The organism is Flavobacterium sp. ACN2 (assembly GCF_002303885.1).
Taxonomy (GTDB): Bacteria; Bacteroidota; Bacteroidia; order Flavobacteriales; family Flavobacteriaceae; genus Flavobacterium.
Map to the genome: position 1 here is coordinate 225,280 of NZ_MRCM01000003.1, position 20,444 is coordinate 245,723.

A 20,444-nucleotide genomic window follows, 5' to 3' on the forward strand; every position below is an offset into this window, starting at 1 on the left:
AATAGACAAATATAATACAATCGGGTTTTTATTTAATTTTTAGCGCAAATAAAATACCCCCGATATCTTATTAGGATAACGAGGGTAATTCTAAATATTGCAATTAAATCTTAAACTACACCTTGTGCAAGCATAGCATCGGCAACTTTTACAAATCCGGCAATATTAGCTCCTTTTACGTAGTTAACATATCCGTCTTCTTCTGCACCGTATTTTTTACATTGATTATGAATTCCGATCATGATTTCTTTCAATCTCAAGTCTACTTCTTCACTAGTCCAGTTTAAACGAATTGAGTTCTGAGTCATTTCTAATCCTGAAGCAGCAACTCCACCAGCATTTGCAGCTTTTCCTGGCGCGAATAACACTTTACTATCTAAGAAAAGTTTAATAGCATCTAAAGTAGAAGGCATATTTGCAGCTTCCGTAACACACAAAACGCCATTATCTATTAATTTCTTAGCATCGTCACCATTCAATTCATTTTGAGTAGCACATGGAATAGCGATATCTACTTTTACTTCCCAAGGGCTTTTTCCTTTGTGGAAAATAGCATTTGGATATTTCTCTAAATATCTTTCTGCTCTATTATCTCCAGTAGCTCTCATCTCAACCATATGTTCGATTTTTTCTCCAGAGATACCTTCTTCATCATAAATATAACCATCAGGTCCAGAAATAGTAACTACTTTACCTCCTAGTTCATTTACTTTTAAAGCAACACCCCAAGCCACATTTCCGAATCCAGAAATAGCAACTCTTTTTCCTTTAATTTCGTGACCAATTGTACGAAGCATTTGATCTGTAAAATAAACTACACCATATCCTGTAGCTTCTGGTCTGATTAATGAACCTCCGTAAGCCAAACCTTTTCCAGTTAAAACTCCTGTAAATTCATTTCTAATTCTTTTATATTGACCAAATAAGTAACCGATTTCACGTGCACCAACACCAATATCTCCAGCTGGAACGTCAAGATCTGGACCAATATGACGGCATAATTCTGTCATGAATGACTGGCAGAAACGCATAATTTCAGCATCAGATTTTCCTTCTGGGTCAAAATCAGAACCTCCTTTTCCACCTCCCATCGGAAGTGTTGTCAAACTGTTTTTAAATACTTGTTCAAATGCCAAGAATTTTAAAACTGATAAGTTTACCGAGTGATGAAATCTAATTCCTCCTTTGTAAGGTCCAATTGCAGAGTTCATTTGAATTCTGAAACCTCTATTTACAATAATTTCCCCTTTATCGTCTACCCACGGAACTCTGAATATTATTGATCTTTCCGGTTCAGCGATTCTTAAGAGAATATTCTTTCCATCGTATTTTTTACGCTCAGATATAAACGGAATTACAGTTTCTGCGAATTCTCTAACTGCTTGAAGAAATTCTGGCTCATTTGGATTTTTTGACTCAACAAGAGCCATAAATTCATTTATTTTTTGTTCCATCTTTAAAATAAATTTTCAGATAATTTAGATTTAATTTTTACTCTTATAAAAAATAAGAAATCATGTTTAAGAAAACGTTTTCGTTTTAACTGACAAAGATATATCAAATAATGATTCGATGTTACATTTTTCACTTTTTTGAAGCGATTTGTGTTTTTTTCAAACAATAGAAAAAAACACATTTTACATGTAGGTGTTTACATGCAAAACACCTTTTAAAAGTTAGTAAATTAAGTATTTTGCTAGTTATTTTTCAATACGTCAATTTAATATTTTGAATCGATTATGTTTTTTATATATTTGCCGAGATTTGTAAGCCCCTAAAAAATGCCTAAGCACCTATTTATCACATTATTTGCCTTATTGGGCATCTCGACTGCTGTATCAGCACAAGGATTAGCCCAAGAGATCGGAATCTACGCAGGACCTGTAACTTTACAGTCCGATTTTGGAGAAAGAAACAACTTTGATAATAATGTCGGAAACACAGGTTTTGGCATTGGAATCATGCACTTTATAAACTTTTCTGCCAATAACAATAGAGAAAATTTTTTCACAGAACATTTTAAAATAAGATCTGATCTGTCTTACAGCAGAACCACTTTAAAACATCATGGAAAATGGGTTGATTATAAGCCCAATGGTTTATTTGCAACACAATTAAGAAACATGCATGCAAGTTCTAGTATAGTAAGCTTGGGGGCACAGATGGAATTTTCTCCTTTTATGAAAATCCACGATTTCGAAAACACAGTTGGTAGCTTCAGTCCGTATGGAGCTGTAGGGTTTCAGGTGAGCTATTATTCAGCAAAAGTTGGGTCACATTTAGGAGACATTACACTTCCTGCTATTACCCCAGGAAAATACTTAACTCCATCTGACGGACGTGCACATGGTTTTTCTACAGAAACTGGTGTAGCTTTAGCGGCAACAGCAGCAGTAGGTGTACATTATAAACTAACTGAAATGAGTGATTTAATGTTTGAAACTCGTTTTCATATGTACAGCTCAGACTGGATTGACGGATTAAACCCAAATAAAGATATTTACAAAGAAAACAAATATAACGATTGGCAAGTTTGGTTTAACTTTGGATACATCTACTATTTAGAATTCTAAAAAAGTTTAAATTTCAAAATATAAAAAATCCCAAATTCCAAAACTATTCATTGGAATTTGGGATTTTTCATTAGACATTTTATCGCCTTCTTTCTAAGAAATTTTAAAATAAGAAATCCCAAACTCCAGAATAAAAATTGGAATTTGGGATTTTCTTATTTGGAATTTATATTAAGCTAAAGCTTGTTCTAAATCGGCAATTAAATCTTCTGCATCTTCGATACCAACACTTAATCGAACTAAATCATCTGTAATGCCTACTTCTACTCTTTTATCTGCAGGAATAGAAGCGTGAGTCATTAAAGCTGGATGATTAGCCAATGATTCAACTCCCCCAAGAGATTCTGCCAAAGTAAACACTTTCAATTTTTCTAAAAATGCGATAGAATCTTCTTTCTTCCCAGACTTAAAATCAAAAGAAACCATTCCTCCAAAAGCTTTCATTTGCTTCTTAGCAATTTCGTGAAACGGATGATTCTTTAAACCTGGATAATAAACCGTTTTAATTTTAGGATGGTTGCTCAAATATTCAACTACTTTTTCCCCATTTTCACAATGTCTCTGAACTCTTAAAGCTAAAGTTTTGATTCCTCTTAAAACCAAGAAACTATCCATTGGCCCAAGAGTCGCCCCTGTTGCAAATTGTTGAAAATGCAATTGATCTCCAAGTGCTGCGTCTTTTACAATTAATGCTCCAGCAATAACATCAGAATGACCTCCTAAATATTTCGTAGCAGAGTGCATTACAATGTCTGCTCCTAAATCTAAAGGCTTTTGTAGATAAGGCGTTGCAAAAGTATTATCAACCGCAAGAAGAATATTTTTCTCTTTAGTAATTTTTGCAATTTCTTGAATATCTGCCAATTTCATCAACGGATTTGTTGGTGTTTCTACCCAAATTAACTTCGTATTTTCGTTAATTAAACTTTTCAGTTTTTCGATATTCGTCATATCAACAAAATGAAATTTAATCCCCGAATCTTTATAAACACGAGAGAACATTCTGTAAGTTCCGCCATACAAATCATCCATCGCAATGATTTCGTCTCCAGCTTTAAAAGATCTTAAAACACAGTCAGTCGCAGCAAGACCAGACGAAAATGCTAATCCTCGAGTTCCGTTTTCAATACTAGCCAGCGCCTCTTCTAAAGCCGTACGTGTCGGGTTTGAAGCTCTACTATATTCGTAATCTGCCAAAGGTTTCCCTGGACTTGTTTGTACAAATGTTGAAGTTTGATACACTGGCGGCATAACAGCGCCTGTACTTGGATCATGATGCTGTCCTCCGTGAATAACTTTTGTATTGAATTTCATATAGTTATAAATTTTAAATCCTTAATTCTTTTACAAATTTACCGCTTAATTTATTTTATCGCGACACAACTTCTTACCTTTGTAGATAATTAACACTTTTTGATATGAAAAATTCATTATTTATACTCTTTTTGTGTTTGATTTTTACAAGTTGCAAAAAAGAGCTTTCATTTGAGAATGAAACGTTTGAAGAGAAATCTACTGTTCCATGCAAAAATGATTGCCCAAAAATCACCATAGAAGTTCCAATTGCTAAAAATGTTAAAGTAACATCAGACAGCATTAACAAGAAAGTATTTGCCGTCATTAAAGAGATTGTATTTTTTGAAGACGATTCGGTAAAAGTTGATGGCTACAAATCATTGGCGAAATCTTTTATTGCCTCCTATCAAGAAATGCATCAAAAATTTCCAAACGATACCTTTGGCTGGGAAGCAAAAATCATTGGAAATGTCGAATTTGAATCTGACCAAATTTTAAATCTTAAAATTGACCATTATACTTTTACTGGCGGCGCTCACGGTTATCAAGGTTATCGCTCTTTATTATTCGATAAAAAAACAGGAAAAACCATTTTCAACAATCAGTTGTTTAAAAACGAAAATGAGTTTAAAAATTTCGCTGAGAAAACATTCAGATCAAAATATAAAATCCCAGAAAAAGCTAATATCAACGCTACAGGTTTAATGTTTGAAAATGATAAATTTCAACTGCCTCAAAACATTTTTTACACCTCTGAAGGTTTGCTTTTATATTACAACTCATATGAAGCTGCATCTTATGCAGATGGCCCAAAAGAGCTCATATTTCCATATGAAGAAATAAAGAAATATTTGAATTTTCAATAAAAAAATAAAATCAAGACATTTTTATTTATCCCTATCTAGCACAATCTTTGTAGATATACTGGACGTAGACGCACTACAATGCATCTCTAAAGAAAAAACTTAGAACCTTAGCATCTCAGAACCTTAAATCACTGAACATCATATTTCATCTTTCTTAAAACCCTCAAAGCTTCTTTAAAAGAAGAGTATACATTTTTATACGGTTTTAAAAGCAATTTTGCATCTATTAATTTTTGTCGAGCATCTTCGAAACCATTCAAATGACAAATCATAAAAGTAGAAGGAAGATTTTCCAGATCTTTCATTTCACGATCAGACAATGCAATTTCTTTTTGAAGTTTTCCGAGCAAAGCCATATTTGAATTATAAATATGATACAACATTTTTCGGTTGAACTCTGGTGGCTGAAAAAGCATTTGGCGATCTATTTTATAATAACCATTATCAAAGAAATGAATCGTTTGTTCTTCTAACGGATAATAACTCGTTTTGTCATTTAATCCCAACGGAACATATTCTGTAATGGTAAAAGTATCATCATTATATTGTATTGTAACAACATCTTGTGCCGAATAAAAAAGCTTAATTTGTTCGTTTATCAATTCGATATCTACACGAGACAAATACGTTTTATCACGTAATTTTTTCGGAACTCCAGCCCAACAAATCACGAATAATTCTTTAAAAACACGATATTTTGGCGACATATCTTTATGTCTGAAATTCATAAAATCGATAACACCGTCTAAAGTATATTGAATACTATTGCGAGAGCTGTTTTCTATTCCGATTACCGTTTCTGTATTTTGATTGCTCTTTTCGATTATCTCATGTTCTTCTAGAGGAATCGAATTACTGCCACGTCTCACAAAAACACTGTTAGCAAGAATAGTATGAATTCCTTTTTTAAAATAAGAGATTTTACTTTTAGGCTTTATGGTAACCAGACCAATTACTTTGTCTTTTGGAAGATTGGGAAAAGGGACGTTTTCGTATTGAATTTTTGGAGGATTTTCTAAAAATGCATTGACCAGATTCTGAATTCGGCTATCATCGAAGAAATCATCGCCTACAATCTCATTATCTTGATCTTCTACTCCAACAACGATATAAGAATTATTGTTTGGGTTGGAATTAGATAACGCGCAAATGTGCTTTAGAAACTTGCCCTTCCCTTCGCGCGAATGAAGATTCAACTGCCTTTTCTTATCATAAAAACTGCTTTCGTCATTATGAGCGAGGAGATTTTTAATTAAAAGGCGCTTATTAATCATTCTTTTTAGATTATTAGACTGACTTAAATTTTTAGACTTCTCAGATTGATTTTCAGTTTCCTAAGTTAAACTAAAGATCCGACTTTCTAAGAAGTCTAATAATCTAGTTTTAAATATTCTTTTTAACAATCGTCGAAGAGGCCTGTGCTGTACTCATAACAACCAAATCGGCAATATTTACATGATAAGGTCGTGAAACTACAAAGTGAATAATATCGGCAATATCTTCTGCCTGTAACGGATCAAATCCTTTATAAACATTTGCCGCTCTTTCTACATCTCCTTTAAAGCGAACTTCGCTAAATTCAGTTGCTACCATTCCTGGATGAATTCCTCCAACTCTAATTCCAAACGGGTTTAAATCTATTCGCATTCCTGCAGTAATAGCATCAACGGCATGTTTAGAACCACAGTATACATTCCCATTTGGGTAAACCTCTTTTGCTGCTGTTGATCCAATATTAATGATATGTCCCGATTGTCTTTCGACCATTTGCGGAATTATCGCTTTTGAAACGTACAAAAGTCCTTTTACATTAATGTCAATCATCGCATCCCAATCGTCTAAATTTCCATTTTGAATCGGATCTAAACCATGGGCATTTCCTGCATTATTAATTAAAACGTCAATCGCAGAAAAATCGTTTGGCAAAGCACCTATTTTTTCTAAAACTTCCTCTTTATTACGAACATCAAATTCTAAAGAATGTACTTCTGTAAAAGCCGAAAGCTCTTTCTCGAGTTCTTCTAAACGGTCTTTACGCCTTCCGCAAAGGATAACTTTATAATTGTTTTTTGCCAGAATCTGAGCGGTTGCTTTTCCTATTCCGCTTGTAGCACCAGTAATTAAAACTGTTTTTTTCATTGTTTTTTCTTTAAAAAAGATTTTTTTGCCACAGATTTAAGGATTAAAATGATTTTTTTGAAATCCTAGAAATCTTTAATCTGTGGCAAAATATTTTTAATTCTTACCTTTCCATTCTTCTAAATTCAATACCATATTGAGCGCTGTCCAAGTTTCTCCATCTACTTCCCTTAAATATTTTTTATTGGGATTTAAAGTAAACCCAACTTTTTCATAACATTTTTGGGCTCCAATATTAAAATCAAAAACATTTAATTCTACGTTTCTTTCTTTTCTGTTTTCAAAAATATATTGCAACAATAAAGTCACCATCTGCTCACCAATTCCTTTTCCTCTTTGATTTTCATCAACAATGAGTATTCTTCCTAATTTCGCAAAATCATCTTTAAAGTAAATTTCACAGTGTCCAATCGTATTTCCATTTGAAATATTTGCAACTCTAAAAGCAACTCTGTTTTCATCAGAAAGCGTTTTATCTATTTGCTCTTCTGTTAAAGGAAAAGTAAATTCTGGTCCGCCAAATTGCATTAAATCTTTGGCACTTTTGACAGAATTAATCAATTCAAAGTAATCTTTTCTCTCAAATTTTTCTAGGTATATCATTTTCAGAATAGTACAAAATTAAGGCACATCATCGCCCATACTTTCTGTCCAGATAGCAAACCAATCTTCTTTATCCATTTCTAATTCAACTGCTTTTGACAGAGATTGAATTCTGGCAACGTTAACAGTTCCTGCAATAGGAATAACTCTTGCTGGATGTTTTAAAATCCATGCTAATAAAAGTGTATCTGCACCTAAATGATATTTCTCTAATAAAGTAGAAAACAGTTTTTTCAAACGGCGAGTTTGTTTTGTATCTTCTCTAAAAACCGTTCCTAGCGGATTCCATGATAAAGGTCGAATTTCGTTAGTCTGCATATAATCTAAACTTCCGTCAATCATTGCTTCATAATGCGTAGCAGAAAACTGAACTTGATTATAGCTTACTTCTGTTTTCTGACGAATCAATTCAGTTTGTGAGCTTGTAAAGTTTGAAAGTCCAAAATCAATAATTTTTCCTTCTCCTTTTAATTTCTCAACCGCTTCTGCAATTTCATCAGCCTGCATTAACGGACTTGGTCTGTGAAGTAAAAAAACATCTACATAATCTGTTTTTAAATTCTTCAAAGATGTTTCTACAGACTTAATAATATAGTCTTTAGAATAATCGTAATGTTTGATTTTGTTTTCAGGGCGTTTTTCAGCAATCATCTGAATTCCGCACTTGGTAATTAATTGTAATTTTTCACGGGCAATCTTACTTGCGTGAAAGGCTTTTCCAAAATCGGCTTCGGTCGTATACGAACCGTAAATATCCGCGTGATCAAAAGTCGTAATTTTGTTTTCGATACTCACCTGTATCATGTTTTCCATTTCTTTAGTTGTAAGGTTTTTATCCCAAACTCCCCAATTCATAGTGCCCGAAATTATAGGCGATAAGACTGTTTTGCTCATAATAATTATGCGTTATTTTTGGTAATAATTATGCTTTACTAAAACATAATCATCAAAGTTCTTAAAAATATAAAAATAGATTCACAATTAGTCCTTAAAATTAGGTCTTTGATCGAAGTTTTAACCATTCTTTAACATCTTACTTCTTAAAAAATATTCAATTTGCACTCTCAAAAATTAGGCGTTAAAATCAAGGTTTTAAAAATATTTATATGGAAGAAAATACAACGACTTTAGACATTAGAGCGATAAATGAAAAAATTGAGAGAGAAAGTGCTTTTATAGACCTTCTTACAATGGAAATGAACAAAGTTATTGTGGGTCAGAAACATATGGTCGAGCGTCTATTGATCGGATTACTTGGACAAGGGCATATTTTATTGGAAGGAGTTCCTGGTCTGGCAAAAACTTTAGCCATCAACACGCTTTCTCAAGCGGTTCAAGGATCTTTCAGCCGTATCCAATTTACGCCAGATTTATTACCTGCCGATGTTATCGGAACCATGATTTACAATATTAAAGCAAATGAGTTCTCAATTAAAAAAGGACCAATTTTCGCCAATTTCGTACTTGCCGATGAGATTAACCGTGCTCCAGCAAAGGTTCAATCTGCTTTATTAGAGGCGATGCAGGAGAAACAAGTTACTATTGGTGACACTACATTTAAATTAGATCGTCCGTTTTTAGTATTAGCAACACAAAACCCAGTTGAGCAAGAAGGAACGTATGCACTTCCTGAAGCACAGGTTGACCGTTTTATGTTGAAAACTGTTATTGATTATCCAAAAATTGATGAAGAGCGTTTCGTAATTCGTCAAAACTTAAAAGGAACTTACGAAAAAGTAAATCCGGTAGTTTCCGTAGATCAGATTCTACGTGCTCAGGAAGCTGTTCGTGAAGTTTATATGGATGAAAAAATCGAGAAATACATTCTTGATATTATTTTCGCTACACGTTACCCAGAAAAATACAAATTAGCCGATTTAAAACCGCTTATCAGTTTTGGAGCTTCTCCTCGTGGAAGTATCAACTTGGCTAATGCTGCTAAATGTTATGCTTTCATCAAACGTCGTGGTTATGTAATTCCAGAAGACGTTCGTGCAGTTGTTCACGATGTATTACGTCACAGAGTTGGAATCACTTACGAAGCAGAAGCAGAAAACATCACTTCTGTAGACATTATCAACAAAATCGTTAACGAGATTGAGGTACCTTAAAAATTTGTTTCAAGTTTCAGGTTTCAAGTTGTTGCAAGACAAACTTGAAACTTTTAAACTTTAAACTTTAAACAAATCAAATGGATACAAAAGAGCTTTTAAAAAAAGTACGGAAAATAGAAATCAAAACGAAAAGACTGAGTAATCATATCTTTTCGGGAGAATACCACTCTTCATTTAAAGGACGAGGAATGACGTTTAGCGAGGTGCGTCAATACCAATACGGAGATGATATTCGTAACATCGATTGGAATGTAACCGCACGCTACAACGAAGCTCACGTTAAAGTATTTGAAGAAGAACGCGAATTAACGATGGTTTTAATGGTCGATATTTCGGGTTCAGAATCTTTTGGTTCTAAAAATCAATTCAAGAAAGACATCGTAACCGAAATTGCGGCAACGATGGCTTTTTCGGCTACACAAAATAATGACAAAATTGGTTTAATCTTATTTTCTGATACTGTAGAATTATATATTCCGCCTAAAAAAGGACGTTCTCACGTGCTTCGTATCATCCGTGAATTGATCGAATTTGAACCAAAAAGTCATAAAACAGACATTGCTCAAGCCTTGAAATTCTTATCTGGAACCCAGAAAAAGAAAGCCATCATTTTTATGATTTCCGATTTTATGTCTGATTCTTATGAGCATACATTAAAGATTGCTTCAAAAAAACATGACATTACAGGTGTTCGTGTATACGATATTCGCGAAGAAAGAATACCAAATTTAGGAATGGTAAACATGCTGGATGCCGAAACCGGAAAAATACAATTGGTTGATACAAGTTCTAAAGCTGTTCGAATGAATTATGAAAAACATTATCAAGAAAAGCTGAACTACTTTAAAGACACATTCCGTAAATCTGGAGCAGGAATTGTAAATACCAGAGTAGACGAAAATTACGTTACTAAACTATTAGGCTATTTCAAATCACGATAAAAATCCGGCAATTTTGATTAACAAATCAAAAATCGTTAATCTAAAATCAACAATCGTTAATCAAATGAAATTTAAACTTTATATATTTTTATTGCTTTTTTCTACTATGATTTTTGCTCAGCAGAAACCAGTAGAAACGAGTATTGATACCACCAAAAATAAGATTGGTGCTGAGTTCAAACTGACGCTTAAAACGGTTGTGACTTCAACATCAAAAGTTGAATTTCCTAAACTTAAAAACATTGGTCCGTTAGAAGTTATCCAGTCTTATCCAATTGATACGGTTAAGAAAGATGCCACTAATTACGAACTTATAAAAAAATATGGTTTAACGCAGTTTGATTCTGGCCGTTATACGATTCCAAGAATCAAAATTTTAATTGATAAAAAACCTTTTTACTCTGATTCTATTAAAGTTGAAGTTGCCGCTGTAAAAGTTGATACTTTACAGCAGAAAATGTACGACATTAAAGATATTTCTTCTGTTGATGAAGGAATGGGAAATTGGTGGATTTACACTTTAATAATTCTAGCAATTTTAGGAATTGGTGCTTTCGTTTACTGGTATGTTAAAAAACGCCAGCTGAAAAAAATCGAAGAAGAAGTTTATAAAACTCCTATCGAAAAAGCGACTAGTTTATTAAACAATCTAGAACAAAAAGAACTGGTTCAAAAAGGAGAAATTAAAGAATACTATAGCGAACTGACCGATATTGCTAGAAATTATATTGAAGAAGCAATTCATATCCCAGCAATGGAAAGTACAACTTCTGAGTTAATTGCTGCAATTAGAGAAGCTTCGACCAAAAAGAAAATGACCCTTACGCCGGAAACGGTCGAAAATTTAGAACGCGTTTTACGTCAGGCCGATTTGGTAAAATTTGCTAAATCTAAACCGCTTGATTTTGAAATTACTGACGACAGAAATAAAATACAGAAAGTAATTTTAACCCTTGATAATGCAATTCCAACTGAAGTTCCAGAAGAAATTGAAGATCAGTTATTAAACGAAGCGCAAAGACAAAAACAAATTCAAGCGCAGCTTAAAAAACAGCGCAATGCTAGAATTGGTTATGCGGTTGCAGCTATCATACTTTTATTGTTTGCTACAACCACTTTCTTTGTGGTTACCAAAGGGTTCAATTATGTAAAAGATAACGTAATTGGCCACCCTTCAAAAGAATTATTAGAAGGCGAATGGGTAAAAAGTGCTTACGGAAATCCAGCTGTTCTTATTGAAACGCCAAAGGTTTTAAAAAGAATGGACGCGCAAAAAGTACTTCCAAAAGAAGCAATGGCACTTATCAAAGAAATGCAACTTTTTACATACGGAAGTATGGTTGACAATTTTTACGTAACGGTTTCAACATCTAAATTCAAACAGCCAACAGATATTGATTTAAGTAAAACTCTTGAGGGTAATCTAAAAATTATCGAGGCTCAAGGCGGACAAAATATTATATTAAAACAAGAAGATTTTCAAACAAACGAAGGTATTCAGGGAGTAAAGGGTTACGGGACAATGACTGTTTTGAATCCGGCAACCAAAACGAGTACAAAAGCATATTACGAATTGTTACTTTTCAAACAAGATCAAGGTTTACAGCAAATCCTGATTTTGCACGAAGAAGGCGATACTTATGCAAATGAAATCACGACCCGAATATTAAATTCTGTTGAACTTCAAAGAGCAAACAACTAATGAGCAAGATCACTTTTTTAAATCCAGAGTTCCTTTGGTTGTTTCTATTAATTCCGATTGCGATAATCTGGTTTTTCTGGAAACGCAACCAGCAGTCGGCTACCTTAAAAATGAGTTCGACAGCAGGATTCCAAAATAATCAATCGTTTTGGATCAAGTTCAAACCTGCTTTATACGTTTTCAGAATTCTCGCTTTAAGCTCATTAATTATAGCATTGGCACGCCCAAGAACTGTAGATATTAGCAACCAGACTAAAACAACAAAAGGAATTGATATTGTAATGGCAATTGACGTTTCTGGATCTATGCTGGCAAAAGATTTAAAGCCAAATCGTATGGAAGCTTTAAAACGAGTTGCAGCCGATTTCGTTGAAGAAAGACCAAATGACAGAATCGGATTGGTTTTGTACGCTTCTGAAGCTTACACAAAAACGCCTGTTACAAGTGATAAAGCTATTATTCTTGAAGCTATAAAAGGAATTAAATACGATACGGTTTTACAAGACGGAACTGGAATTGGAATGGGATTGGCAACTGCTGTAAATCGTTTGAAAGATAGCAAAGCAAAAAGCCGCGTTATTATCCTCCTTACTGACGGTGTAAACAATGCTGGTTTTATTGAACCAGAAACAGCGTCAGATATTGCGAAACAGTATGGAATTAAAGTTTACACGATTGGTCTTGGAACAAACGGAATGGCAGAATCTCCATACGCATATGCTCCAAATGGCGGTTTCTTATTTAAAATGCAGAAAGTTGAAATCGATGAAAAGCTAATGAGAAACATTGCTAGAAAAACAGATGGAACGTATTTTAGAGCAACAAGCAACGATAAATTAGCAGAAATATACAAATCGATCAATAAATTGGAGACTACAGAAATTCAGGAACTGAAATTCTACGATTACGACGAAAAATACAGGTTTTTTGTCTTATTTGCAGGTTTAATGTTATTGCTTGAAGTTGGATTAAGAAATACGGTTTACAGAAGCTTTATTTAATTTTTTCAAAATTAAAAAATTCCAAATTTTTAAATTCCAAAATCCAAAACGGAATAGTAAAATTTAAAAAAAAATGGAATTTGGAATTTATCCCACAACAATTGGGATTGGAATTTAAAATTAAAAATATTGAAATTTAAAAATTAAGATTTCAGACAACAGTAAAATTGGAATTTGGAATTTAATTTTTGGAATTTAAAAATTATATGGAATTAGACGAAAAAAAATATTTATACCTTTTATTCTTACTCCCAATTGTGGTGTGTGTTTTCCTTTTCAATATGTATTGGAAAAGAAGAAAACAACGCGAATTTGGTGATCTGGAAATGGTCAAAAGATTAAGTCCGGAGAAATCAGTTTTTAAACCTGTTTTAAAAATAGTGGTGATTCTTTTGGCGCTTACCTGCTTAATTATTGGTCTGGTTAATCCGAAGATCGGAACTAAAATGGAAACTGTAAAACGAGAAGGTATAGATATTGTTTTTGCAGTCGATGTTTCTAAAAGTATGCTTGCCGAAGACGTTGCACCAAGCCGTTTGGATAAGAGTAAACAATTGGTTTCTCAAATCATTAACCAATTAGGAAGTGACCGAATCGGAATTGTGGCATACGCAGGAAGTGCATTTCCCGTTTTACCAATAACATCAGACTATAGCGTTGCAAAAATGTTCTTGCAAAGTATGAATCCAGGAATGGTTTCCTCTCAAGGAACCTCTTTGGATGAAGCGATTAAATTATCCTCTACTTATTTTGATGAAAAGAGTAAGACCAGTAAATTATTAATTCTGATTTCTGACGGTGAAGATCATTCTGAAGGTGCAACTGCTGCGGCAGAAGAAGCGAATAAGTTAGGAATGAAAATCATCACAATTGGTGTTGGAACAGAAAGAGGAGGAACAATTCCGTTAAAAGAAAATGGCGTTGTAAGAGGCTATCAAAAAGACCAGAACGGAGAAACAGTTATTACCAAATTAAATCAAGAAGGTTTAAAAACAATTGCAAAAGCAACAAAAGGTGGTTATGTTTACGGCGGAAGCACGAAAGAAGTTTTAGAATATGTAAAAAATGCTTTGAACAATATTCAGAAAACGGAATTTGAAGCTACACAAATGGCAGAATTTCAATCGCAGTTCCAATGGTTTATCGGATTTGCATTTTTACTGCTTTTCCTAGACATTTTCTTATTAGAAAGAAAAACAAGCTGGATCAAAGAGTTGGATTTATTTAATGAAAAGAAATAAATGTTCAGAGTGAAATTCAGAACAGAAAACAAAATTAGAATGAAAAATTTAATCCTTTATATTTTACTAACGGTTTCTTTTGCAGCTGCTGCACAAGAAAAGGACAAATCATTGCCTTCTGGTAATGAAGAATATAAACAGAATAAATTTACTGATGCTGAGGCAAACTATAGAATTTCGGAATCAAAATTTCCTAAAAAATCAGCAGCTCCATATAATTTAGGAAATACCATTTATAGACAAAATCAGATTTCGGAAGCTAAATTTGCTTACGCGAAAGCGATAAAAAATGCCAAAACGAGACCTGAAAAACACAAGGCTTATCATAATCTTGGAAATACTTTCATGAAAGAGAAAGATTATTCTCAAGCCGTTGAAGCTTACAAACAAGCACTTCGTAACGACCCGACTGATGATGAAACACGTTACAATTATGCTTACGCAAAACAAAAATTAAAAGAGAATCCTCCTAAAAACGATCAGAAAGATAAAAATAAGGACAAAGACAAGGATAAGGATAAAAACAAAGATAAAGACAAGGACAAAAATAAAGATAAAGACAAGGATAAAAAAGACGATAAAGGCGACCAGGATAAAGACAAAAAAGACGGTAAAAACGATCCTAAGAAAGGTGACAAATCTGATAATCAAGGAGAGCCAAAACCACAGCCTGGAGGAATATCAAAAGAACGTGTTCAGAATTTGCTTGACGCTGTAAATAATGAGGAAAAGAAAATTCAGGACAAAGTAAATGCTCAAAAAGTAAAAACTAATCCTAAGAAAACAGAAAAAGACTGGTAAAATTTGGTTAATCGTTTAACCGTTAATTTGTTTATTTGATCCAAACAATACGATTAAACAAATTAACGTTTAAACGATTAAGCATTAAAAACAACGATTAAACAAGTAATGAAAAGATATTTAATTCTATTTCTAATCACTTTTCAAGGACTAATGGCTCAAGTACAGTTTGAAGCCAGAGTCAGCAAAAACTCGCTTGGAATAAATGAAAGACTTCGCATCGACTTCATCATGAATGTTGACGGAGATAATTTCGAGCAACCTTCTTTTGAGGGGTTTAAAATGGTCGCAGGACCAAGCCAACAGATTAGTCAGTCTTGGATAAATGGGCGAAGCTCTTTTCAGAAAATATATTCTTATATCTTGCAGCCTGAGAGAAAAGGAGTTGTCACCATTAAGCAGGCCGCAATAGAATTCAACGGTCAGGTTTACAAAACAAATCCGATTAAGGTTACTGTGACCAATGCCGTGGCTCAAGAAAGAGATCCAAACGATAGACCTCCAGGATCAGGAAATGAATTATTGACTCTTGTTGCCGAAATTTCAAAAACAAATCCGTATCTAAACGAACCAATAACAGCGGTTTACAAATTGTATTTTAATAATATTGGAGTTACAGGATTTAAAGAATTGGCCAAACCTAAATACAATGATTTCTGGAATCAGAACATCGATATCAAACAATTGGCAATTGAAGAAGGAAATTTCCAAGGCCAAAAATGTTATTATGTTATCCTGAAAAAGACCATTTTATATCCTCAGAAATCAGGAAAGCTTACTATTGAACCTCTTTCATTAGATATTGGTGTGCAATTGCCAACAAATCGCCGTGATATGTTTGGTCAAATGATTATTACAGAAGACAATAAAGTAGTTTCTGCTGGAGCAAAAACAATCAATGTTAGACCTCTTCCTGAAAGCACAAAACCAGAAGGATTTACTGGCGCTGTCGGAAGATTGAATTTTACTGTTACTCCATCAAAAACAACGCTTAAAAATGGCGAAGGCCTTGACTTAATCGTAAGTGCGCAAGGAACTGGAAATATGAAGTTGTTTACGCTTCCAAAACCAGTTGTTCCAAATGCATTAGAAATGTACGATCCTGTTCATGACGAGCAAGTAACTACTTCTCTAAGCGGTATGTCTGGAAGAATTACAGACAAATACACTATTGTACCACAATACCGAGGAAAATATGCGATAAAACCAATGCAGTTTTCGTATTTCGATTTGAGTTCTGGTACTTATAAAACCATCACTTCAAAAGAAATTATGATTGATGTTTTGGACGGTCCAACGCCTGCTGAAGCAAATCCAGGAGCATCGGCTTCTAAAAATGCAGTGGCAAAAGCAGATCAGTTCAAAAACATTAAATCTAGAACAGCATTAATTCCTATTGAGAAAAAAGATTTTTACGACTCAAACTTATATTTAGGATTATTGTTTGCTCCATTTATCATTATCCCGATAATCATTCTGGCTAGAAAGAAAAAAGAAGCTATGGATAGTGATGTTACTGGAAATAGAATTAGAATGAACAATAAGCTGGCTAAAAAATATTTATCGCAAGCGAAGAAACATCTTAACAACAAAGAACCTTTCTATATTGCACTTGAAAAAGCAATGCATAATTTCTTGAAAGCAAAACTACATATCGAAACTTCAGAAATGAGTAAAGATAATATTAGAGAATTGCTGCTATCTAGAAATGCAAATCAAGAAACGGTTCAGAATTTTATTGCTCTAACTGAAAACTGCGAATTTGCACGTTATGCACCAGCATCGAGCGCTTCGATTCAGCAGGATTATGATAAGGCTGTATTGATTATTTCTGAATTAGAAAAACAGATTGTTTAATTTTTTTTACGCAATCCCGATAGCTATCGGGAGCTAAGAAAATTGATTTAGATTGAGTCGAATTTAAGTTCGCAAAGTTGATAATCTTTATTATAATAGAAAATGAAAAACATACTATATCTCTTTTTATTCATCTCGCAGGTTTTCTTTGCGCAAGGTCGCTTTGAATCGGCTAATGCATTGTACCAAAAAGGACAATATAAAGAAGCGGCGCAGGTTTATGAAAACATCATAAAAGAAGACAAATTACATTCTGCCGAAGTGTATTTTAATCTTGGAAACTGTTATTACAAACTAAATCAGGTTGCACCTTCAATTTACAATTATGAAAAGGCTTTGGTTCTTAAACCAAACGATCCTGAGACTTTAAACAACTTAAAATTTGCCAAAAAACTAACGATTGATGAAATCAAAGAAGTTCCAAAAGTAGGTTTTGCCAAACTGATTCAAAACTTTACTTCTATTTTTGACTATAATACTTGGGCCAAAATTTCTATAGCGCTTGGGTTTGTGTTTTTATTGAGCTTTATTGGGTATTATTTTTCGAACGCTACACTTGCAAAAAGAATTTATTTTGTCGGAATGTTTATCATTTTGGTGGCTTTTGCTTTAAGCATTTCAGCGGGAATGTCTGAAAAAAATCATTTTGAAAACGACCGTGTAGCCATTGTTTTTTCTGAATTAAGCCAAGTTAGACATGAGCCTAAAAAATCTTCGACTGGAATTATTTTATTGCATGAAGGAGCAAAAGTTTATGTTTTAGAAAGTATTGCAGGTTGGAAAAAAATCGAATTGACAGACGGAACGCAAGGTTGGATCGACTCTTCAACAATTAAAGAGGTTAAATAGTTTTTTTAGAATGCAATTGAAATAATTTAAAATTACATTCAATGGTCAAAAAACAACTCTTAATTATACTATTTACTTTATCCTGCACAATCTATGCTCAGGAAGAAAAATTAAAACCAGAACAGCGCCAAAAACACTTTTTTGAAGAAGGACTAAAAGCTTTAAAAGAACAAAATTTTTACCGTGCCTACGGTTTTTTCTCCTTAGCTCAAACCGGTTTTAGTCCAGACAAAGAAATCTTAAGCAAATCGATAAAAAAAACTGATTCCTTAAAAGTCATCGTAAGAGCAGAACAAAGACAAGAAATTATAGGGAATTGGAAAATGCTTACTCCTGACTCTTGGGCAATGAGAGATCCTTCTGACAGTATCGTCGGGAGAATGATTACTATCGATCCTGATCAAATATTGTTTTACGAACTTTATGATAAAGCAAAAAACTGGAATTTAGCCAAAACAGAAAAAATCATTTTTTCAGATAAAGAAAGTTTAACTTCTGATCCTTTATTGATAGTGTATTCAAACAAGGAAGTTTGGCGTTATTATATTGATGAGGCTTCGGGTAATTTGATTGCTTTTTATATTGGAGAAGAAAATGAAAACGGAATATCAGAATTGTTCTGCAGTAATCAAAAATTACAATATTTTAAATTGCAATAATTTACATTAAAAAATAAGAAATCCCAAATTCCAAAGAAGACTGGAATTTGGGATTTCTTATTTTGAAATTTTAAATTAATTTACTGCATCGACCAATCTTACAAACTCAGATCTGTAACCTTCTTCGTCGTTTGACAAACCAGATTTTGCCAATCTTTTAATATCAGAACTTGAACTGTTTGCTATATATTTTGAGTCACGTAATTTTAATCCGAACCAAGAAACGGCAGTTGTGAATTTGAAATCTTGAGAACTGTTTTCTAAGTCCGTTTTTTGGTCTGCAATTACATTTACGATTTCAATACTTTTGTTGCCATCAGGTTTTTTATATCTAAATTTTACTGTAGCTAATTCATCACTATGATTTTCAGCCACTTTCTGCGTTTTAGTATATTTTAAATCTGAAGGAACATAATCACTTTCTACACCAATCGGAACAATCTCATACAAAGCCGTAACCGAGTGTCCGCTGCCTAATTCGCCTGCATCAATTTTATCATTTTTAAAATCTTCAGCATTTAATTTTCGGTTTTCATAACCAATCAATCGATACGCCTGAACGTGATTCGGATTAAACTCGATTTGGATTTTTACATCTTTCGCGATAGCAAACATAGAACCTTTAAATTCTTTTCCAAGAAAACGATTTGCCTCTTGAATGTTATCAATGTAAGCGTAATTTCCGTTTCCTTTATCGGCAAGAATTTCCATTTTACTGTCTTTGTAATTTCCCATTCCAAATCCAAGAACGGTTAAGAAAACTCCAGATTCTCTTTTTTGTTCGATCAATTTCAGCATATCATCATCTGAAGAAGCACCAACATTAAAATCACCATCTGTAGCTATTACCACTCTATTATTGCCCTCTTTAATAAAATTCTGCTGTGCCAATTTGTAGGCTAATTCGATTCCTTCTCCTCCTGCCGTACTTCCACCTGCATGTAAATCATTAAAAGCATCCATAATTTCATCCTTATTATCTCCAGAAGTGGGTTCTAAAACTACTCCCGCAGATCCCGCATAAACTACAATCGAAACTTTATCAATGCTTCTCAGTTCTTTTACCAAAACTTTCATCGATTCTTTCAACAATGGCAATTTATTCTGTTCATCCATTGAACCCGAAACATCAACCAAAAAAACTAAATTAGTAGCCGGCAGATTCGACATAGGAATGTCTTTTCCTTGCAAACCAATCTTTAGTAATCGGCTGTTTTTATTCCAAGGACAATCACTGTATTCTGTATTAATAGAAAACGGATGCTGACCCTCTGGCTGTGGATATTTGTATTTAAAGAAGTTAATCATCTCTTCCACACGAACGGCATCTTTAGGAACTTTTTGCTCTTCGTTTATAAATCGGCGGATATTGGTATAGGATGCATTATCAACATCGATAGAAAAAGTAGAAAGAGGTTCTTTTAGGGGAGATTCAAAAGGATTTTCTTCCAATCCTGCGTAGCTTTCCGTATTCGGTTCAATGTACATTTCCTCTGAAATTGCATCGGTTACAGCCGCAGCAGAATCAACTGTTTCGTAACTTTGGTCTGGTGCATACGCTTTCTTACAGCTGAAAATAGTAAGTACAAGGAATGCCATCATAAAGAAATTAAGATTTCTCATAAAGTAAATTTTTAAAAATTAATAAAAGGTTATAGGCTTCAAATAAGGACTAGCATTCCGGATGTACTAGAGGCGATTATTTGCATTTTTTCGAGTAAGCAAAATCGTGCCAAAAAAATTAAAAATCCTTTTCTTACGTAAAAATAAAATGAGAAACCTTGATTTTAAAGGGATTTAGT

18 protein-coding genes are annotated in these 20,444 nt (G+C 33.5%); 11 read left to right on the forward strand and 7 right to left on the reverse strand.

Features of this window, described 5'->3' with window-relative positions; translation table 11 throughout:
* Window positions 1-110 precede the first annotated feature (110 nt).
* On the reverse strand, window positions 111-1,454 hold the full coding sequence (gdhA, locus tag BSF41_RS04920) for an NADP-specific glutamate dehydrogenase (RefSeq protein WP_095928401.1): 1,344 nt from the start codon (window positions 1,452-1,454) through the stop codon (window positions 111-113).
* A 327-nt stretch (window positions 1,455-1,781) separates the two neighbouring features.
* On the opposite strand from gdhA, the gene BSF41_RS04930 reads away from it, so the two are divergent.
* A complete protein-coding gene (locus BSF41_RS04930; protein ID WP_095928403.1) occupies window positions 1,782-2,573 on the forward strand; it encodes a glutamate dehydrogenase in 792 nt (263 codons plus the stop codon).
* A 171-nt stretch (window positions 2,574-2,744) separates the two neighbouring features.
* Here the strand turns inward: BSF41_RS04930 and BSF41_RS04935 are convergent, their stop codons facing one another.
* The gene (locus BSF41_RS04935) at window positions 2,745-3,887 is read right to left on the reverse strand and encodes a cystathionine gamma-synthase (RefSeq protein WP_095928404.1); all 1,143 of its coding nucleotides are present in this window, start codon (window positions 3,885-3,887) and stop codon (window positions 2,745-2,747) included.
* Window positions 3,888-3,991: 104 nt separating this feature from the next.
* On the opposite strand from BSF41_RS04935, the gene BSF41_RS04940 reads away from it, so the two are divergent.
* Entirely contained in the window at window positions 3,992-4,735 is a 744-nt protein-coding gene (locus tag BSF41_RS04940; protein ID WP_095928405.1) for a DUF3298 and DUF4163 domain-containing protein, read from the forward strand.
* 128 nt (window positions 4,736-4,863) lie between these two features.
* Here BSF41_RS04940 and BSF41_RS04945 read toward each other — a convergent pair whose 3' ends face one another.
* From BSF41_RS04945 to BSF41_RS04960, 4 genes are all read right to left on the reverse strand, one after another.
* A complete protein-coding gene (locus BSF41_RS04945; RefSeq protein ID WP_095928406.1) occupies window positions 4,864-6,009 on the reverse strand; it encodes an ATP-binding protein in 1,146 nt (381 codons plus the stop codon).
* A gap of 109 nt (window positions 6,010-6,118) precedes the next feature.
* On the reverse strand, window positions 6,119-6,874 hold the full coding sequence (locus BSF41_RS04950) for an SDR family NAD(P)-dependent oxidoreductase (RefSeq protein WP_095928407.1): 756 nt from the start codon (window positions 6,872-6,874) through the stop codon (window positions 6,119-6,121).
* 96 nt (window positions 6,875-6,970) lie between these two features.
* A complete protein-coding gene (locus BSF41_RS04955; protein ID WP_095928408.1) occupies window positions 6,971-7,477 on the reverse strand; it encodes a GNAT family N-acetyltransferase in 507 nt (168 codons plus the stop codon).
* Window positions 7,478-7,495: 18 nt separating this feature from the next.
* Window positions 7,496-8,371, reverse strand: a complete 876-nt coding sequence (locus BSF41_RS04960; RefSeq protein ID WP_095928409.1) for an aldo/keto reductase family oxidoreductase — start codon at window positions 8,369-8,371, stop codon at window positions 7,496-7,498.
* Window positions 8,372-8,583: 212 nt separating this feature from the next.
* Between BSF41_RS04960 and BSF41_RS04965 the strand changes: the two genes are divergently transcribed.
* The 9 genes from BSF41_RS04965 (at window position 8,584) to BSF41_RS05005 (ending at window position 18,642) form a co-directional block, all read left to right on the forward strand.
* Window positions 8,584-9,588 (forward strand): MoxR family ATPase, encoded by a 1,005-nt coding sequence (locus tag BSF41_RS04965; protein ID WP_095928410.1) that lies wholly within the window; start codon window positions 8,584-8,586, stop codon window positions 9,586-9,588.
* Between the two features lie 80 nt (window positions 9,589-9,668).
* On the forward strand, window positions 9,669-10,532 hold the full coding sequence (locus BSF41_RS04970; RefSeq protein WP_095928411.1) for a DUF58 domain-containing protein: 864 nt from the start codon (window positions 9,669-9,671) through the stop codon (window positions 10,530-10,532).
* A gap of 64 nt (window positions 10,533-10,596) precedes the next feature.
* Window positions 10,597-12,234, forward strand: coding sequence for a hypothetical protein (locus BSF41_RS04975; RefSeq protein ID WP_095928514.1), 1,638 nt, complete (start codon window positions 10,597-10,599; stop codon window positions 12,232-12,234).
* Window positions 12,234-13,235, forward strand: a complete 1,002-nt coding sequence (locus BSF41_RS04980) for a VWA domain-containing protein (RefSeq protein ID WP_095928412.1) — start codon at window positions 12,234-12,236, stop codon at window positions 13,233-13,235. The genes BSF41_RS04975 and BSF41_RS04980 overlap by 1 nt, the downstream gene beginning before the upstream one ends.
* A 206-nt stretch (window positions 13,236-13,441) precedes the next feature.
* Entirely contained in the window at window positions 13,442-14,476 is a 1,035-nt protein-coding gene (locus BSF41_RS04985) for a VWA domain-containing protein (protein ID WP_095928413.1), read from the forward strand.
* A 39-nt stretch (window positions 14,477-14,515) separates the two neighbouring features.
* Window positions 14,516-15,277 carry a tetratricopeptide repeat protein gene (locus BSF41_RS04990; RefSeq protein WP_095928515.1) on the forward strand — a complete coding sequence of 254 codons (762 nt, stop codon included), beginning with the start codon at window positions 14,516-14,518 and terminating at the stop codon, window positions 15,275-15,277.
* A 108-nt stretch (window positions 15,278-15,385) separates the two neighbouring features.
* Window positions 15,386-17,134 carry a BatD family protein gene (locus BSF41_RS04995; RefSeq protein WP_095928414.1) on the forward strand — a complete coding sequence of 583 codons (1,749 nt, stop codon included), beginning with the start codon at window positions 15,386-15,388 and terminating at the stop codon, window positions 17,132-17,134.
* 102 nt (window positions 17,135-17,236) lie between these two features.
* A complete protein-coding gene (locus BSF41_RS05000; protein WP_095928415.1) occupies window positions 17,237-17,983 on the forward strand; it encodes a tetratricopeptide repeat protein in 747 nt (248 codons plus the stop codon).
* Between the two features lie 41 nt (window positions 17,984-18,024).
* A complete protein-coding gene (locus BSF41_RS05005; protein WP_095928416.1) occupies window positions 18,025-18,642 on the forward strand; it encodes a hypothetical protein in 618 nt (205 codons plus the stop codon).
* 75 nt (window positions 18,643-18,717) lie between these two features.
* On the opposite strand, the gene BSF41_RS05010 is transcribed toward BSF41_RS05005, so the two are convergent.
* Window positions 18,718-20,265 carry a VWA domain-containing protein gene (locus BSF41_RS05010; protein WP_095928417.1) on the reverse strand — a complete coding sequence of 516 codons (1,548 nt, stop codon included), beginning with the start codon at window positions 20,263-20,265 and terminating at the stop codon, window positions 18,718-18,720.
* Window positions 20,266-20,444: the final 179 nt, after the last annotated feature.

Bases quoted from the DNA above. Each gene is read 5' to 3' on its own strand.
- gdhA (WP_095928401.1), bottom strand. From the start codon at position 1,454: ATGGAACAAAAAATAAATGAATTTATGGCTCTTGTTGAGTCAAAAAAT.
- BSF41_RS04930 (WP_095928403.1), top strand. From the start codon at position 1,782: ATGCCTAAGCACCTATTTATCACATTATTTGCCTTATTGGGCATCTCG.
- BSF41_RS04935 (WP_095928404.1), bottom strand. From the start codon at position 3,887: ATGAAATTCAATACAAAAGTTATTCACGGAGGACAGCATCATGATCCA.
- BSF41_RS04940 (WP_095928405.1), top strand. From the start codon at position 3,992: ATGAAAAATTCATTATTTATACTCTTTTTGTGTTTGATTTTTACAAGT.
- BSF41_RS04945 (WP_095928406.1), bottom strand. From the start codon at position 6,009: ATGATTAATAAGCGCCTTTTAATTAAAAATCTCCTCGCTCATAATGAC.
- BSF41_RS04950 (WP_095928407.1), bottom strand. From the start codon at position 6,874: ATGAAAAAAACAGTTTTAATTACTGGTGCTACAAGCGGAATAGGAAAA.
- BSF41_RS04955 (WP_095928408.1), bottom strand. From the start codon at position 7,477: ATGATATACCTAGAAAAATTTGAGAGAAAAGATTACTTTGAATTGATT.
- BSF41_RS04960 (WP_095928409.1), bottom strand. From the start codon at position 8,371: ATGAGCAAAACAGTCTTATCGCCTATAATTTCGGGCACTATGAATTGG.
- BSF41_RS04965 (WP_095928410.1), top strand. From the start codon at position 8,584: ATGGAAGAAAATACAACGACTTTAGACATTAGAGCGATAAATGAAAAA.
- BSF41_RS04970 (WP_095928411.1), top strand. From the start codon at position 9,669: ATGGATACAAAAGAGCTTTTAAAAAAAGTACGGAAAATAGAAATCAAA.
- BSF41_RS04975 (WP_095928514.1), top strand. From the start codon at position 10,597: ATGAAATTTAAACTTTATATATTTTTATTGCTTTTTTCTACTATGATT.
- BSF41_RS04980 (WP_095928412.1), top strand. From the start codon at position 12,234: ATGAGCAAGATCACTTTTTTAAATCCAGAGTTCCTTTGGTTGTTTCTA.
- BSF41_RS04985 (WP_095928413.1), top strand. From the start codon at position 13,442: ATGGAATTAGACGAAAAAAAATATTTATACCTTTTATTCTTACTCCCA.
- BSF41_RS04990 (WP_095928515.1), top strand. From the start codon at position 14,516: ATGAAAAATTTAATCCTTTATATTTTACTAACGGTTTCTTTTGCAGCT.
- BSF41_RS04995 (WP_095928414.1), top strand. From the start codon at position 15,386: ATGAAAAGATATTTAATTCTATTTCTAATCACTTTTCAAGGACTAATG.
- BSF41_RS05000 (WP_095928415.1), top strand. From the start codon at position 17,237: ATGAAAAACATACTATATCTCTTTTTATTCATCTCGCAGGTTTTCTTT.
- BSF41_RS05005 (WP_095928416.1), top strand. From the start codon at position 18,025: ATGGTCAAAAAACAACTCTTAATTATACTATTTACTTTATCCTGCACA.
- BSF41_RS05010 (WP_095928417.1), bottom strand. From the start codon at position 20,265: ATGAGAAATCTTAATTTCTTTATGATGGCATTCCTTGTACTTACTATT.